The sequence below is a fragment of the Streptomyces diversicolor genome (genome assembly GCF_057537855.1).
The window spans coordinates 54,150-68,797 of record NZ_BAAJXA010000011.1; the positions used below are offsets into that span (position 1 = coordinate 54,150).

At 72.9% G+C, this 14,648-nt stretch carries 10 protein-coding genes and 2 tRNA genes; 9 read left to right on the forward strand and 3 right to left on the reverse strand.

Annotated features, from left to right (window positions below; genetic code table 11):
* Positions 1-12: 12 nt before the first annotated feature.
* The 3 genes from AC27LF_RS15080 to AC27LF_RS15090 all read left to right on the forward strand — a co-directional run bounded on the left by AC27LF_RS15080 (position 13) and on the right by AC27LF_RS15090 (position 813).
* Positions 13-85 (forward strand) — tRNA-Ala (locus AC27LF_RS15080).
* A 317-nt stretch (positions 86-402) separates the two neighbouring features.
* Positions 403-576, forward strand: a complete 174-nt coding sequence (locus AC27LF_RS15085) for a hypothetical protein (protein WP_388712037.1) — start codon at positions 403-405, stop codon at positions 574-576.
* Between the two features lie 3 nt (positions 577-579).
* Positions 580-813, forward strand: coding sequence for a hypothetical protein (locus AC27LF_RS15090; protein ID WP_004931461.1), 234 nt, complete (start codon positions 580-582; stop codon positions 811-813).
* Here AC27LF_RS15090 and AC27LF_RS15095 read toward each other — a convergent pair.
* Entirely contained in the window at positions 803-2,041 is a 1,239-nt protein-coding gene (locus AC27LF_RS15095) for a glycosyltransferase 87 family protein (RefSeq protein WP_479660156.1), read from the reverse strand. The genes AC27LF_RS15090 and AC27LF_RS15095 overlap by 11 nt on opposite strands.
* 138 nt (positions 2,042-2,179) lie before the next feature.
* Between AC27LF_RS15095 and AC27LF_RS15100 the strand changes: the two genes are divergently transcribed.
* A tRNA-Ala gene (locus tag AC27LF_RS15100) sits at positions 2,180-2,252 on the forward strand.
* Between the two features lie 112 nt (positions 2,253-2,364).
* On the opposite strand, the gene AC27LF_RS15105 is transcribed toward AC27LF_RS15100, so the two are convergent.
* A complete protein-coding gene (locus AC27LF_RS15105) occupies positions 2,365-3,975 on the reverse strand; it encodes an NADH-ubiquinone oxidoreductase-F iron-sulfur binding region domain-containing protein (RefSeq protein ID WP_479660155.1) in 1,611 nt (536 codons plus the stop codon).
* A complete protein-coding gene (locus tag AC27LF_RS15110) occupies positions 3,972-5,273 on the reverse strand; it encodes a ferric reductase-like transmembrane domain-containing protein (protein WP_479660154.1) in 1,302 nt (433 codons plus the stop codon). The genes AC27LF_RS15105 and AC27LF_RS15110 overlap by 4 nt, the downstream gene beginning before the upstream one ends.
* A 390-nt stretch (positions 5,274-5,663) precedes the next feature.
* On the opposite strand from AC27LF_RS15110, the gene leuS reads away from it, so the two are divergent.
* The 5 genes from leuS (at position 5,664) to AC27LF_RS15135 (ending at position 14,604) form a co-directional block, all read left to right on the forward strand.
* The gene (gene leuS / locus AC27LF_RS15115; protein WP_479660152.1) at positions 5,664-8,546 is read left to right on the forward strand and encodes a leucine--tRNA ligase; all 2,883 of its coding nucleotides are present in this window, start codon (positions 5,664-5,666) and stop codon (positions 8,544-8,546) included.
* 131 nt (positions 8,547-8,677) lie between these two features.
* Positions 8,678-9,451: a hypothetical protein gene (locus AC27LF_RS15120; RefSeq protein WP_479660150.1), complete on the forward strand. Its 774-nt coding sequence runs from the start codon at positions 8,678-8,680 to the stop codon at positions 9,449-9,451.
* Between the two features lie 72 nt (positions 9,452-9,523).
* The gene (locus AC27LF_RS15125) at positions 9,524-10,369 is read left to right on the forward strand and encodes a DegV family protein (RefSeq protein WP_479660149.1); all 846 of its coding nucleotides are present in this window, start codon (positions 9,524-9,526) and stop codon (positions 10,367-10,369) included.
* Positions 10,370-10,894: 525 nt separating this feature from the next.
* Positions 10,895-11,782, forward strand: a complete 888-nt coding sequence (locus AC27LF_RS15130) for a ComEA family DNA-binding protein (RefSeq protein ID WP_479660196.1) — start codon at positions 10,895-10,897, stop codon at positions 11,780-11,782.
* Between the two features lie 209 nt (positions 11,783-11,991).
* Positions 11,992-14,604, forward strand: coding sequence for a ComEC/Rec2 family competence protein (locus AC27LF_RS15135; RefSeq protein WP_479660195.1), 2,613 nt, complete (start codon positions 11,992-11,994; stop codon positions 14,602-14,604).
* Positions 14,605-14,648: the final 44 nt, after the last annotated feature.

Here is a 14,648-nt window from a genome sequence, read left to right on the forward strand (position 1 = left end):
CGCGTGGCGCAAGGGGCTATAGCTCAGTTGGTAGAGCGCCTGCATGGCATGCAGGAGGTCAGGAGTTCAATTCTCCTTAGCTCCACACACATTGAGATCACCACAACGCGCCCCGTCCGACGACGGGGCGCTTTTGTATGGCCCGGCCGTCGGGCGCAGGCCGGGGCGGCCGGCTGGGCGGTGTGGTTCGGCGCACTGTTGTCGCACCGGCTTGAGTCACTTGGGGCCCCGCGGGCGTATACCTCCGCGGAGGCGCTTTGAGCGTGCGCACGGGCGCCGGCCGGACCGGCCGCGGCGGCTGCCGTGTCCGGACTGGTACTGAGGCGTCGCTGACCGTATTGGTCCGGCCGTGGCAGAATCAAACGGCCGGAAGGGGGCGCGGCCCGACGGGAGGGAGTAGCGATGCCTGCGAGCATCCTTGAGGAGGGCGGCCACCTCCTCGACGCGGCGTTGATACGGGACACGGCCACCCGGCTCAGCTGCCCTTCCTGCGGTTCCGCGCACGTGGCCCAAGTCCTGGGCGACAACGGCGGAATCTCCTACGTGTGCACGGCCTGCGGCCACAGCTGGAGCTGATCGATGGGTGCACACCGGCGGAAGTGCGACTGGTGCGGGAGCGGTACGCCGATCGTCCGCGACATGGAACCGATCAACCCCGAGTACCAGTACTGGTGCGAGGAATGCGCGCGGGCGCTGATCATAAAAGGCGACCCGATCGAGACGTACCGCGAACTGGAGGGCGAGCCGATCTACGGCCGTCTTCTGGAGGAACACTGCACCCTCAAGCGGTTCTATTCGTTCGTCACGGCCTGACCACCGCTCGCCGGGCCCGGCAACGATGTCCGGCGAGCGCGAGGAAGAGCAGACCGAAGCCTCCGTAGAGGGCCGACAGCGTCAACTCCGCTCCGCCCTGGTGCAACTCGTGCCGCCCGTCGCCGTGCGGCACCCACCACAGGGCGTACGAGCAGAACACCACCAGCGTGCCCGCGGCCGGCGCCCGGCGGCCGTGCGTCCACAGCAGCAGTACCACGGGTACGCACCACACCCAGTGGTGCGACCACGACACCGGGCTGATCAGCAGCGCCGTCACCGCGCAGGCGGCCACCGCCCAGGAGCGCCGGTCCCGCAACTCCGCGGCGACCGCCACCCACAGCCCGGCGACGGCCGTCACGGCCGCCAGCAGGGCCCAGCAGGCGCCAGGATCCGGCGTGTGCAGCAGTCGTGCCAGCACGCCGCGCAGGGCCTGGTTGGCGGTGTCCTCCGCGTGGCCCGCCCGGTCGGCGCGGAACACCATGCCGGTCCAGAAGCGCCATGAGTCGTTCGGCAGCACGGCCGCCGCCAGCAGGGTCGCCGCGGCGAAGGCGACGGCCGCCCCGCGCGCGTGCCGCAGCCACGGCCCTCCGTCGCCGCCCCGGAGCCGGGCCGCGACGCCGGTGGCGACCAGAAGGACCACGAACAGCGCGGGCGTCAGCTTGACCGCGGCGGCAAGCCCGAGCCCGGCGCCCGCCCAGCGGTTGCGGTCGCCCGGGCGGTGGCGGGCGAGATCCCACAGCACCAGGACGGCGAGCAGCAGATTGACCTGTCCGTAGCGCAGCGTCGTCCAGACCGGCTCGCACCACACGGCCACCGCCGCGATCCAGCAGACGCCCTCCACGCGCGCGTGGACGAGTACGCGCGTGTGTCCGAGTACGCGCGTGTGCCCGACGAGTTCCAGCGACAGCCGTACGAACGCCACCAGGAGCAGGAGGTTCCCGAGCGTCGCCAGGGTCCGCAGGAGCGCGGTGTCCGGGAGGGTCAGCGGAGTGAACAGCAGGGCCGCGAACGGCGGGTAGGTGGTGGGCAGCCGGGCCTCGGTCGCCCGCAGGGCGTACAGATCGCCTCCCGCGCGGACGGCCGCCCCCTCCGCCCGGTACACCATCAGGTCGATCATCGACACCTGGGCGGCCCGTTGCGCGGTCCAGAACGCGGCGAAGGACACCAGGCACGCCCCCAGGGCGACCGGCACAGGAAGACGGGCTCCGGAGGACGCGGTCACGGTCACGAAGGCCGACACTAGCCCCCATACCGGGGCAGAAAGGAAACGATTTGGTGCTGCGCCCCGTCGACCGTGTAATGTTGGCGTCGCCGCCGGGGGAACCGGGCGGCACGGTCGACAAGCGGCTCGGCCGCGGGACCACAAGGGGCTATAGCTCAGTTGGTAGAGCGCCTGCATGGCATGCAGGAGGTCAGGAGTTCAATTCTCCTTAGCTCCACAGGAGTAGAAGGCGGATCATCCGAACGGATGGTCCGCCTTCGGCGTGTACGACGCCTGGTGCCGTGCGACGGCGGGTCCCCCGGACCGGGGTGACCCGCCGTCGGTCGTGTTCAGCGGCCGAGGGCGCGGCGGCCGCGGCCCTGGGAGAGGACCGGAAGGTTGCGCGACGGCGCCTGGGAGCGGGTGTCCTCCTCGATGCGCAGCGCCAGCGCGGGGCAGCGGCGCACCGCGCGCAGCGCCTTGGCCTCCGCGTACCGGGGCACCTGTGCCTGCGCGACGGTCGGGAATCCGTCGGCGCCCAGTTCGAAGACCTCCGGGAGGATGTCCGCGCACAGCCCGTGGCCCCGGCACAGCGTCCAGTCGACGTAGATCTTCTGGCGGCTCGGGCCGGTCTCCTCGGCCTCCCCGCCGCCCGGGATGCCCGTGGGGGCCCTGCCGCCCTCGAAGAGCGGCAGAACGCCCTCCACGGGCCGTCCGCAGCCGTTTCCGAGGACGTGCGCGGCGAGGTCGTCGGTGAACGCCTTGACGGTCGACTCCAGGAACATCGCCGAGCCGTCCGGGTGCGAGCAGGCGCCGCGCCGCTTCACGTTCTTCGCGACCTGCTTGAGCGCTTCCAGGGCGGCCGGTCCGCCGCCGTTGAGGATGTCCTCCATGCCGCGCGCGGCGGCGGGCAGGCCGAGGTAGCAGGGACCGCACTGACCCGCGCTCTCCTCGGCGAGCCACTGCGCCACGCGCAGCGACTCGCCCAGCGGGCAGGTCTCCTGGCTGATCGGCAGGATCGCGCCCGCCCCCAGCGAACCGCCCACGGCGTCCAGGGAGTTGCGCGAGACGACCGCCTCGTTGACGGTGGCCGCGTCGATCCACTTGCCGTGGTAGCCGCCGGTCAACACGCCCTGCGGTACCGGCGGGGCGCCCGCCAGTTGCAGGACGTAGCGCAGGGGCACGCCCGTGGGGACCTCGATCACCATGGGGCGGGCGACCGCGCCGGAGACGGTCAGCATGACGGTGCCCGGCTCGTCGTACAGGCCGGTGTTGCCGTAGCGGTCGGGACCGATGCGGGCGGCGATCGCCAGCTGGGCGAACGTCTCGGCGTTGGACAGCAGGGTGGGCGCGCCGCCGACGCCGCTCAGCGAGGCGCTGATCTTGCGGCCGGGCGGGATCGCCGGGCCCCCGTCGATGGAGCGGATCAGCGACGCGGCGGCGCCGGTGACCATGCGGACCGGGTTGCGCTGCACGCTCGCGCGCAGCGCCGAACGCCGGCTGTTGCTGAGGCCGCGCTCGGCGAGGGCGGCCTCCATGGAGCGCTGGGTGGACTCACGGGTGACGCCCACCACGAGTGTGCGGGCGCCCAGCGCCTCGGCGCACAGCAGCGCCCCGTCCAGGATCAGGTGCGGGGCACGGTTGATGAGCACGGTGTCCTTGCGGCAGGCCGGTTCGTCCTCGCTTCCGTTGACGACGACGACCGGCCGAACGCCGCGCTTGATCGCCGATTCGGCGACCGAGCGCAGCTTCTTGTGGAAGGGGAAGCCCGCGCCGCCGCGGCCCTTCAGGTTGATGCGTTCGGCGAGCTGCGCGAGCTGCTCGCCGCCCATGGGTTCGAGCGGCCCGTGCACCTTCAGATGCATGGGCAGATCGAGCCGTTCGACAAGGTCGAAGCCCGACGTGAGCTGGGGAAGGCCGACCACGCGGACTTCTGGGACGTCGGGCAGGGCCTCGTTCACCTGTAGCCTCCGGAAGGCGTGTTCCAAGGTTCGCCCGAACCCGGTGCGTCGAACGACGCGCCGGGCAATGGTTCAGTGGCGGGACCGCTGTTGTACGTGTCATTGCGGTTGTACGTGCCGTAGCGGGTGTTCGTCTCACCGGTGTCGTACACGTCACTGCCGGCGTAGCCGCCGGTGCCCGGATTGCCGTAGACCGGGATGTTGTATCCGGTGTCCTGGAGCGGGTCGTACGCCGACGGGGGCGCCTCGCCGACCGGCGGCGGGGACGGGATCGGCCAGCTGCCCGACGTGCTCGACGGGGCGTCCGTGCGCGGTATCGCCTCCGTGGCCCGCAGATCGGGCGGCAGGTCCATGCGTGCGGTCTGGTCGGCCGCGAAGGGCTGCTGGGGCCGCTGCGGCGTCGAGACGGCCCGGTAGGCGGCCGCGAAGCCGGCCGGGGCGTCCGGGGCGCCGGGAGCGGCCTGGGCGTCGTACTGCGGTGCCGGGGCGCGTCGCGCGGAGGCGGTGGCGTCGGCGTACGCGGACTGCTTCTCGTAGCCGGGCAGCGTGGCGCCGCCCTCGCTCAGGCGGGCCCGGCTCGCCTCCAGGTCGTCGCGGCCCGCGCCGCGCTCCTCGCTGCCGAGTACGGCGACGATCCGGTCGGCGACCTTGCGCTTGAAGGGGCGCGGCGCCGCGCGCAACGCGAGGGCGGCCATCACCCCGGCCAGGCACAGTTCGTAGGACACCATGAAGAACGTCTTGGCCGGGCGGCCCGCGAACAGGCCGTGGATCAGGGCCGCGCACAGGGCGGGGTAGGCCAGCATGTGCATGGCACGCCAGCGCGCCGCGACCGGGGCCGGGGACGCGAACTGGTTGCGGAGCGCGCCGGTGACTCCCACGAAGATCATGAGCAGGGCGGCCAGGGAGCCGAGGCCGATCAGCCCGGCGCTGCCCGTGACGCCGAGGCTGAAGGGGATCACGGCGGCGATCAGGACCGTGTGGTCCAGGGCCAGCTTGATCGTGATGTGCACCAGGAGGAAGGCGATCGACGCGACGGCGGTCACGCGGTGGATGCCCTGGGCGACGATCCGCTGCCGGGTGTTGAGGATGAGCCGGTCCTGGGCGACGAGACCCCAGATCACCGAGGAGGTCAGGCAGACGAGGGACAGGACTCCCGCGCCGAAGTTGAGGAATTCCTGGAGCCAGTTGCCTCCGAGCAGCACGACCACGGGTATGAGGAGCAGGACGACGGCGGTCGCCACCCCATAGGCCGACCGGCCCGGTTTGGGGAGGGAACTGTTACTACGACGAGGGTTCATGGGGGGTAACTCCGAGCAGTCCGGGTGAGCGGTCCCGCTGCCGCACTCTAAGCGGCGTCATACCGATCAGTACGAGGTTTGAGTTATTGCGTTGTTATCAAAGGACAATGCGACTGTTGTGACGTCCGTTAGCGACTGTTACGCGAAGTAATACGTGAACCTCATTCCGTGCTCGTCGGGTCAACCAGGCATACGGAAGCGCGTCGCGGCTTGCTCAAGCCCTGCGGTACCCTGACGCCATGCGTGCCGTACGCCTTCTGCTTAGCGGGCCGCGCTGATCAGTCCCGACCGCCGGTGAGTACCGTGGTCGGCATCGGCGCGGCATCCCCTCCTGTGCGAGGGGATTTTTCGTTTCCGCAGGCAGAGACGACCGATGGAGCTTTGAGGATCATGAGCGAGACGAACCCCGCTGCCGCTGCCGCCGCGTCGGCGGAGGCAGCGCCGAACCGCTACACGGCCGCCATGGCCGCCGAGATCGAGGCACGCTGGCAGGACTTCTGGGACGCCGAGGGCACCTACGCCGCGCCGAACCCGACGGGTGACCTGGCCGGCGACCCCGCGACGGTCGCCAGGCCCAAGAAGTTCATCATGGACATGTTCCCGTACCCCTCCGGTGCGGGCCTGCACGTCGGCCACCCCCTGGGCTACATCGCCACCGACGTGTTCGCCCGCTTCCAGCGGATGACCGGCCACAACGTCCTGCACACCCTGGGCTTCGACGCCTTCGGCCTGCCCGCCGAGCAGTACGCCGTGCAGACCGGCACGCATCCGCGCGTGTCCACCGAGGCCAACATCGCGAACATGAAGTCCCAGCTGCGCCGGCTGGGCCTGGGCCACGACAAGCGCCGGTCGTTCGCCACGATCGACCCGGACTACTACAAGTGGACCCAGTGGATCTTCCTGCAGATCTTCAACTCCTGGTACGACGACGAGGCCGGCAAGGCCCGCCCGATCGCCCAGCTGATCGCCCAGTTCGAGTCCGGTGAGCGCGCCGTGCCGGGCCACACGCGCGCGTGGCAGGAGCTGACCGCCACCGAGCGCGCCGACGTACTGGGCGGCTTCCGGCTGGCCTACGCCTCCGACGCGCCCGTCAACTGGTGCCCCGGCCTGGGCACCGTGCTGGCCAACGAGGAGGTCACCGCCGACGGCCGCTCCGAACGCGGCAACTTCCCGGTCTTCAAGGCCAAGCTGCGCCAGTGGAACATGCGCATCACCGCGTACGCCGACCGGCTGCTGGCGGACCTGGACGAGCTGGACTGGCCCGAGGCCATCAAGCTGCAGCAGCGCAACTGGATCGGCCGCTCCGAAGGCGCCCGCGTCGACTTCCCGATCGACGGCGAGCACATCACGGTCTTCACCACGCGCCCGGACACCCTGTTCGGCGCGACCTACATGGTGCTGGCGCCCGAGCACCCGCTGGTCGAGAAGTTCACCCCCGCCACCTGGCCCGAGGGCACCCACGAGGTGTGGACCGGCGGCCACGCGACCCCCGCCGAGGCCGTCGCCGCCTACCGCGCCCAGGCCGCCTCCAAGTCGGACGTCGAGCGGCAGGCCGAGGCCAAGGACAAGACCGGCGTCTTCACCGGCGCCTTCGCCACCAACCCGGTCAACGGCGAGCGGATCCCCGTCTTCATCGCCGACTACGTCCTGATGGGCTACGGCACCGGCGCGATCATGGCCGTACCGGCGGGCGACCAGCGCGACTTCGAGTTCGCGCGGGCCTTCGAGCTGCCGATCACCTGCATCGTCGAGCCGACCGACGGCCGCGGCACCGACACCTCGACGTGGGAGGACGCCTTCGCGTCGTACGACGCGAAGATCATCAACTCCTCGAACGACGACATCTCCCTGGACGGCCTGCCCGTCGCCGACGCCAAGGCACGCGTCACCGAATGGCTGGAACGCCGGGGCATCGGCGAGGGCACCGTCAACTTCCGCCTGCGCGACTGGCTGTTCAGCCGCCAGCGCTACTGGGGCGAACCCTTCCCGATCGTCTACGACGAGGACGGCATCGCCCACGCGCTGCCCGAGTCGATGCTGCCCCTGGAACTGCCCGAGGTCGAGGACTACTCGCCGCGCACCTTCGACCCGGACGACGCCGACACCCAGCCCGAGACGCCGCTGTCGCGCAACGAGGAGTGGGTCGACGTCACCCTGGACCTGGGCGACGGACCGAAGAAGTACCGCCGCGAGACCAACACCATGCCCAACTGGGCCGGCTCCTGCTGGTACGAGCTGCGCTACCTGGACCCGCACAACGACCGGCAGCTGGTCGACCCCGAGATCGAGCGCTACTGGATGGGCCCGCGCGAGGGCATGCCGCACGGCGGCGTCGACCTGTACGTCGGCGGCGCCGAGCACGCCGTGCTGCACCTGCTGTACGCCCGTTTCTGGTCCAAGGTCCTGTACGACCTGGGACATGTCTCCTCGGCCGAGCCGTTCCACAAGCTGTTCAACCAGGGCATGATCCAGGCATACGTCTACCGGGACGGCCGGGGCATCGCGGTGCCGGCCGCCGAGGTGGAGGAGCGCGACGGCGCCTACTACTACCGGGGCGAGAAGGTCACCCGCCTGCTGGGCAAGATGGGCAAGTCCCTGAAGAACGCGGTGACCCCCGACGAGATCTGCGCCGAGTACGGCGCCGACACGCTGCGCCTGTACGAGATGGCGATGGGCCCCCTGGACGTGTCCCGGCCCTGGGACACGCGCGCGGTGGTCGGCCAGTTCCGGCTGCTGCAGCGGCTGTGGCGCAACATCGTCGACGAGACCACCGGCGAGGTCACCGTCACCGCGGCCGAGCCCGACGAGGACACGCTGCGCGCCCTGCACAAGGCGATCGACGGCGTGCGCCAGGACCTGGAGGGCATGCGCTTCAACACCGCCATCGCCAAGGTCACGGAGCTGAACAACCACCTGACCAAGACGGGCGGAGCGGTCCCGCGCACCATCGCCGAGCCGCTGGTGCTGATGATCGCCCCGCTGGCCCCGCACATCGCCGAGGAACTGTGGCACCGCCTGGGCCACACCGACTCCGTCGTGCACCGCGACTTCCCGGTCGCCGATCCCGCCTACGTCGTCGACGAGACCGTGACCTGCGTCGTTCAGGTCAAGGGCAAGGTCAAGGCCCGCCTGGAGGTCCCGCCGTCCATCTCCGAGGAGGAACTGGAGAAGGTGGCGCTGGCCGACGAGAAGGTCGTCGCCGCGCTGGACGGCGCCGATGTCCGCAAGGTGATCGTGCGCGCGCCCAAGCTGGTGAACATCGTCCCCGCCTGAACGCGCCGGTCACCGCCTCCGGGGCATCCCCTACGGGCAGGTTCGGGGTTTTTCGGAACCCCGGGCCTGCTCGCTGCGTTTACCGTGGAGGAGCGGGGCGGGTAGCGCCGTGAGGCCGGAGGAGGAGCGTCGTGGAAACAGTGATCACAGTGTTCGCCGTGCTCTTCCTGCTCTTCGTCGTCCTCGGCGGGTACGCCACGATCAAGGTGATCGGCGCGGCCAAACGGGGCGTCGACCGCACGGTCACCCAGGCCCGCCGCACCGTCGAGGACCACACCCTGCGCGCCAAGTCCTTCGCCCAGCTCGGCCCGGCCAGCGAGATCGCCAAGCTCCGGCTCGACCTGCGCACCTCGATGCGGGCCACGCGGGACGCCCTGCACGCGGGCGTGGTGGAGGACGCGTCGCTGAAGGAGTCCCTCGGACTCTTCGAGCGGCTGAGCGCACACGGCCATGAACTGGACGCCGAACTCAAGCGCCTGGAGTCCGAGCCGGACCGGGCCGAACTCGCCGCGCGCCTGCCCGAACTGCGCGGCCGCACCGAACGGATCACCCGGTCCGCGGACTCGCTGCGCTGGGCCGCCCGGGACCGTGCCCACCGCTTCACCGACGACGACCTGGACGCGCTGAGCGCACAGATCGACGTCGAGACCGGCGCGTTGCGGCACTGGCAGCATGACGAACCGGACCCTTCCGCCGCACCGCCGCACCCGGGCCGGCAGTCGGGCACCCCGGCGCCCTCATGGCCCGACGCCCCCGCGGCCGACGGTGGCCACGGCCCGCAGACCTGGCCCCAGACCCCGCGGTCCGAACCGGCCGCGGAACCGAACCGGCCCGCCATCACCCCGCCGGGCCCGCGTCCGGCCTACCCCTGGCAGAAGAAGCCCCGGCCCGAGAGCACCACCTGAACCCGCCGGTTCCGGCCGAGGCCGGAGGGGTCGGGCTGCAGTGCGGGCGATACGCCAGGTAACCTCCAGCTCATGTCCCGCCATGTCGCGATCGTCACCGATTCAACGGCCTACCTGCCGCCCCTGACGATGGATCGGCACGGCATCACCGCGGTACCCCTGACCGTCGTCCTCGGCGACCAGGCGCTCGAAGAGGGCACCGAGGTCTCGACCCGCTTCCTGGCCCAGGCACTGCAGAAGCGACGCCCCGTCACCACCTCACGCCCGAGCCCGGCGATGTTCGCGGAAACCTATCGCAGGGTCGCCGAGTCCGGCGCCGCCGGCATCGTCTCGCTGCATCTGTCCGCCGAGTTGTCGGGCACGTACGACGCGGCGGTCGCCGCGGCCCGCGAGGCACCCGTGCCGGTGCGGGTGGTGGACACCGGGATGGTCGCGATGGCCCTCGGCTTCTGCGCGCTCGCCGCGGCCGAGGCGGCGGAGGCGGGCGGCACCGTGGACGAGGCGGTCACGGCGGCCGAGAAACGGGCCGCGGGCACCTGCGCCTACTTCTACGTCGACACGCTCGACTATCTGCGTCGCGGCGGCCGTATCGGCGCCGCGCAGGCCCTGTTGGGCTCCGCACTCGCCGTGAAGCCGCTGCTGCAACTGGAGGGCGGCCGGATCGAACCGCTGGAGAAGGTGCGTACGGCGTCGAAGGCGATCGCCCGCCTTGAGGAGATCGTCGCCGACCGTGCGGGCGGCGCCGACGTCGACATCGCCGTTCATCATCTCGCCGCCCCCGACCGGGCATCGGCCCTGGCCGATCGGCTGCGGACGCGGGTGCCGGGGCTGGCCGAGCTGCATGTGAGCGAGGTCGGGGCGGTGATCGGCGCGCACACCGGGCCCGGGCTGCTGGGCGCCGTCGTCTCACCGCGGTGAGGTCCGTGACATGCCGGCGCGGGCTGTGACACTCGTGTGGGTGACGGGGTTTTCCACAACCGGGCGGTAGTCCCCGGGAATTGACCAAGATCATCGCGAAGTGGCGGAATGCCCGATCCTCGTCGCATGTCACTTCGATCACGCTCACGCATCACGACCGCGACCAGCGGCCCGGGCCGCGGCCCCGCCTCCGACGGCCGCACCCGGCACCGCCGCCCACCCGTCCGCCGTCCACCACGCCACCGCCACGCACCGGCGGAGGAACTGCGCCGCCGCGCGGAACTCCTCTTCGGCGAGCACACCGGGGAACCACGGGAGCGGGTGCGGATCCGATACCCGGCGCACGGAGCACGCCAGGAACCGGAGAAGGACCGTGCGCCCGGCGAACGCCGGGAGATGGGCGAACGCCGGCAGTCGGGCCACGGCCCGCCGGGCGCACCCTTCCCTGGGCGTACGGCGGCGGCGAAGGCGCCGGCGGCTGGGACCGGCGGGGCGCCGGGGCCGAGTCCGGCGCGTACGGCAGCCATGGCCGCGCCGCCGGACGCGGGCGACCCGGATGACCCGGACGGCCCGGACCACCTGGACGGCCGGGATGAGGGGGACTCCCTCCGGGCGGGCGTCCCGATCGGGTCCGCCGTGCCGGGCTGGCGGGAGCGCGCGGGGACCGCCTTGCGGGAGCGTATGCCGCTGTGGTTGCAGGCCAGGTGCGGGCTGGAGCGACGCGGTGCGATCGCGCTCGCGGTGCTGGTCGCCGCGGTCGCGGTGTTCGCCGTGCTGCACTTCTGGGCCGGCCGCACCCAGTCGGTGCGCGCACCCCAAGTGGTGCGGGCGGAGGCCCCGTTCGCGGCGGAGAACGCGGGGGAGGAAGGCGCGGCGGATGAGGACGGCGAGAAGCCGGGGCACGGCGGTGGTATCGGCGCGGGCGGCTCGGCCGGGGCCGCTCCGGGGACGGCGGGCGCGGAGATCGTGGTCGACGTCAGCGGCAAGGTGCGCAAGCCCGGAATCCATCGGCTGCCCTCGGGTTCGCGGGTCGTCGATGCGCTGACCGCAGCGGGCGGCGTGCGTCCGGGAACCGACACCGACGGCCTCAACCGGGCCCGCTTCCTCGTGGACGGCGAGCAGATCGTGGTCGGCGCTCCCGCCGCGGCGGCCGGCCCCGCAGCAGGTGGGGCGTCCGTGCCCGGCCGGGCGGGCGCCGTCGCGGGGGCGGCCGGCCCCGCGACCCCCGTCTCCCTGAACTCGGCCACCGTGGACCAGCTCGACACCCTGCCGGGCGTGGGCCCCGTGCTGGCCCAGCACATCATCGACTACCGCACGCAGCACGGCGGGTTCCGCTCGGTGGACGAACTCCGCGAGGTCAACGGGATCGGCGACCGGCGCTTCGCCGACCTGAGGAACCTGGTCCAGCCATGAGCCACCGACCGACCTCGCCCGAGCGGACGGCTCCCGAGTGCGCCCCGCCCGAGCGGACCCCGCCCGAGCGGACAGTTCCTGAGTCCATCGCGCCTGAGTCCACCGCGCCTGAGCCCATCGCGCCCGAGCCGGCCGGGTCCGAGACCTCTGTGCCCCGGGCCGCCGGGACGGGAGGGGTTTCGTCGGCGGGCCGGGCCGGCCGCCCAGCCGTGCACGCCGCCTCCGGACGCCGGCTCGGCGCCGCGCACCCCCGCCAGGAGGGGCCGGCGGACCTGCGTCTCGTGCCGCCCGCGCTGGCGGCCTGGGCGACGGCGGCGCTGGCCCTGGACGCGCCGCCGTCGTGGACCGCCGGTGTCGCGGCCGGCGCTCTGATGGGAGCGGCCCTGCTGCTCCTGACCCGCGGAACCGGTGCCGGCCGGCGCCGTGCGACCCGGCGGACGAAGGGCCCGCCCACGGGACCACGGCGGATGGCGCGCGCGCCCGAGTGGTGGACCTGGCCGCGCGCCTCGGTCGCCGCCGTACTGCTGTGCGTCGCCGCGGCGGCCGCGTCCGCCGGGCTGCACGGGGCGGACACGCGCCGCGGACCGGTGCCCGAACTGGCCCGCCGGTACGCCACGGTGACGGTGGAGGTCCGGCTCGGCTCCGACCCCTGGCTCAGCAGACCACGGGTGCGCGGCGATCGCACCGCCCCGGCCACCGTGCTGGCCCGCGCCGAGGTACGGCGGGTGGAACGCGCCGACGGGACGGCCGTGACGACGCGGGCGCCGGTGCTGATGACGGTCGACGCGGACGTCCCGGCACCGGCTCGGACGCACAGCCACGGGCCGGCTCGGACGGGCGTCCCGGAACCGTCAGCCACCACCGGCGCGGGCCCGCGCGGTGCGCGGTCGGCCTGGCTGGCGCTGCTGCCCTCCACTCGGCTGCGGCTGGGTGCGCGACTGGCGCCCGCGCTGACGGGCGGCGACGGGCTCGCCGCGGTGCTGCGCGTGACGAAGGAGGCCGTGCCCGAGGTCGTGGGCGAGCCGAACGGGCCGCAGCGGCTGGCCGGCCGGCTGCGGGCCGGACTGCGCGCGGCGACCGACGAACTGCCCGGCGACGCACGGGCGCTGCTGCCCGGCCTGGTCGTCGGGGACACCTCACGGATCACCCCGGAACTGGACGAGGCGTTCAAGGCGACGGACCTGACGCACACGCTGGCGGTCTCCGGCAGCAACCTCACCATCCTGCTCGTCCTGCTCGTCGGACCGCCCGGCGTGGCCGGGCACGTCGAACGCCGCGGGATCGCCCCGCGCCTCGGGCTCTCGCTGCGGGCCACGGCGCTGCTCGCGGGGGCGCTCACGCTCGGTTTCGTCGTCGTGTGCCGACCCGATCCGAGCGTGCTGCGGGCGGCGGCCTGCGGAAGCGTGGCGCTGCTCGCCCTGGCCACCGGCCGCCGCCGGTCGCTGATCCCGGCGCTGGCGACGGCCGTACTGCTGCTGGTGCTCTACGACCCGTGGCTGGCCCGCAGTTACGGATTCCTGCTGTCGGTGCTGGCCACCGGCGCGCTGCTGGTGCTCGCTCCCGGATGGAGCGCGGCGTTGCGCCGGCGCGGGGTGCCGCGGCGGGCGGCGGAGGCGCTGGCCGCGGCCGCCGCCGCGCAGGCCGTGTGCGCGCCGGTCGTCGCGGTGCTGTCGGCGCGGGTGAGCCTGGTGGCGGTGCCGTGCAACCTGCTCGCCGAGATCGCGATCGCACCCGCCACGGTCCTGGGGTTCGCGGCGCTGGCCCTCGCGCCGCCGGCGATGCCGGTGGCGAAGGCACTGGCCTGGTGCGCCCGTTGGCCGGCCGAGTGGATCGCGAGGGTCGCGCGGACCGGGGCCGCGTTGCCCGGCGCGGGGGTGGACTGGCCGGGCGGCTGGACGGGTGCGCTGCTGCTGGCCGCGCTCACGGTCGCCCTGGTCTTCGTCGGGCGGCGGCTGGCCCGGCGCCCGTGGTGGTGCGGAGTGTGTGCGCTGCTGCTCCTGCTGCTGGTGGTGCGCCCGGCGCCGCTGACCCGGGTGATTACGGGCTGGCCGCCGCCCGGCTGGCGGTACGCGATGTGCGACGTGGGACAGGGGGACGCGACGGTGCTCGCGGCGGGGGAGGGCAGCGCGGTGGTCGTGGACGCGGGGCCCGATGCGACGCTCGTCGACCGCTGTCTGCGGGACCTCGGCATCACCCGCATCCCGCTCCTCGTGCTCACCCACTTCCATGCCGACCATGTCGCGGGTCTGCCCGGTGTGCTGCGTGGGCGCTCGGTGGCCGCGATCGAGACGACGGGCTATGAAGAGCCCGCCGAGCAGGCGGAGTTCGTCAGGAGGGAGGCAGCGGGGCGGCACATTCCGGTGACCCGTGCCGTCGCCGGGGAACAGCGACGCACCGGACCGCTCGCCTGGCAGGTGCTGTGGCCGCGCCCAGGACCGGAGCCGGACGGTCCCAACGACGCGAGCGTCACCCTGCTCGTACGGTCGGCCGGGCTGCGGCTGCTGCTGCTCGGCGACCTGGAACCGACGGCCCAGCGGGCGCTGCTCGGATCCCCGGCGGTGGCCGGACTGGCCGGCGTGGACGTCCTCAAGGTCGCCCATCATGGCTCGGCCCATCAGGACCCGGAGTTGATACGCGTCGTGTCCCCACGGGTGGCGCTCATCTCCTGCGGTGCGGACAACCCGTACGGCCACCCGGCACCCGTGACCATGGCGGCGCTGCGGTCGATGGGCGCGACGGTGCTCCGCACGGACCGGGACGGGCCCCTCGCGGTCACCGGCTCAGGAGCCCCGCCCGCCACCCTGCGGGTGACCCACGGCTGAGCGGCCCGGATGTGCTTGTTCCGGCTCGGCGAAGGGAGCTGATC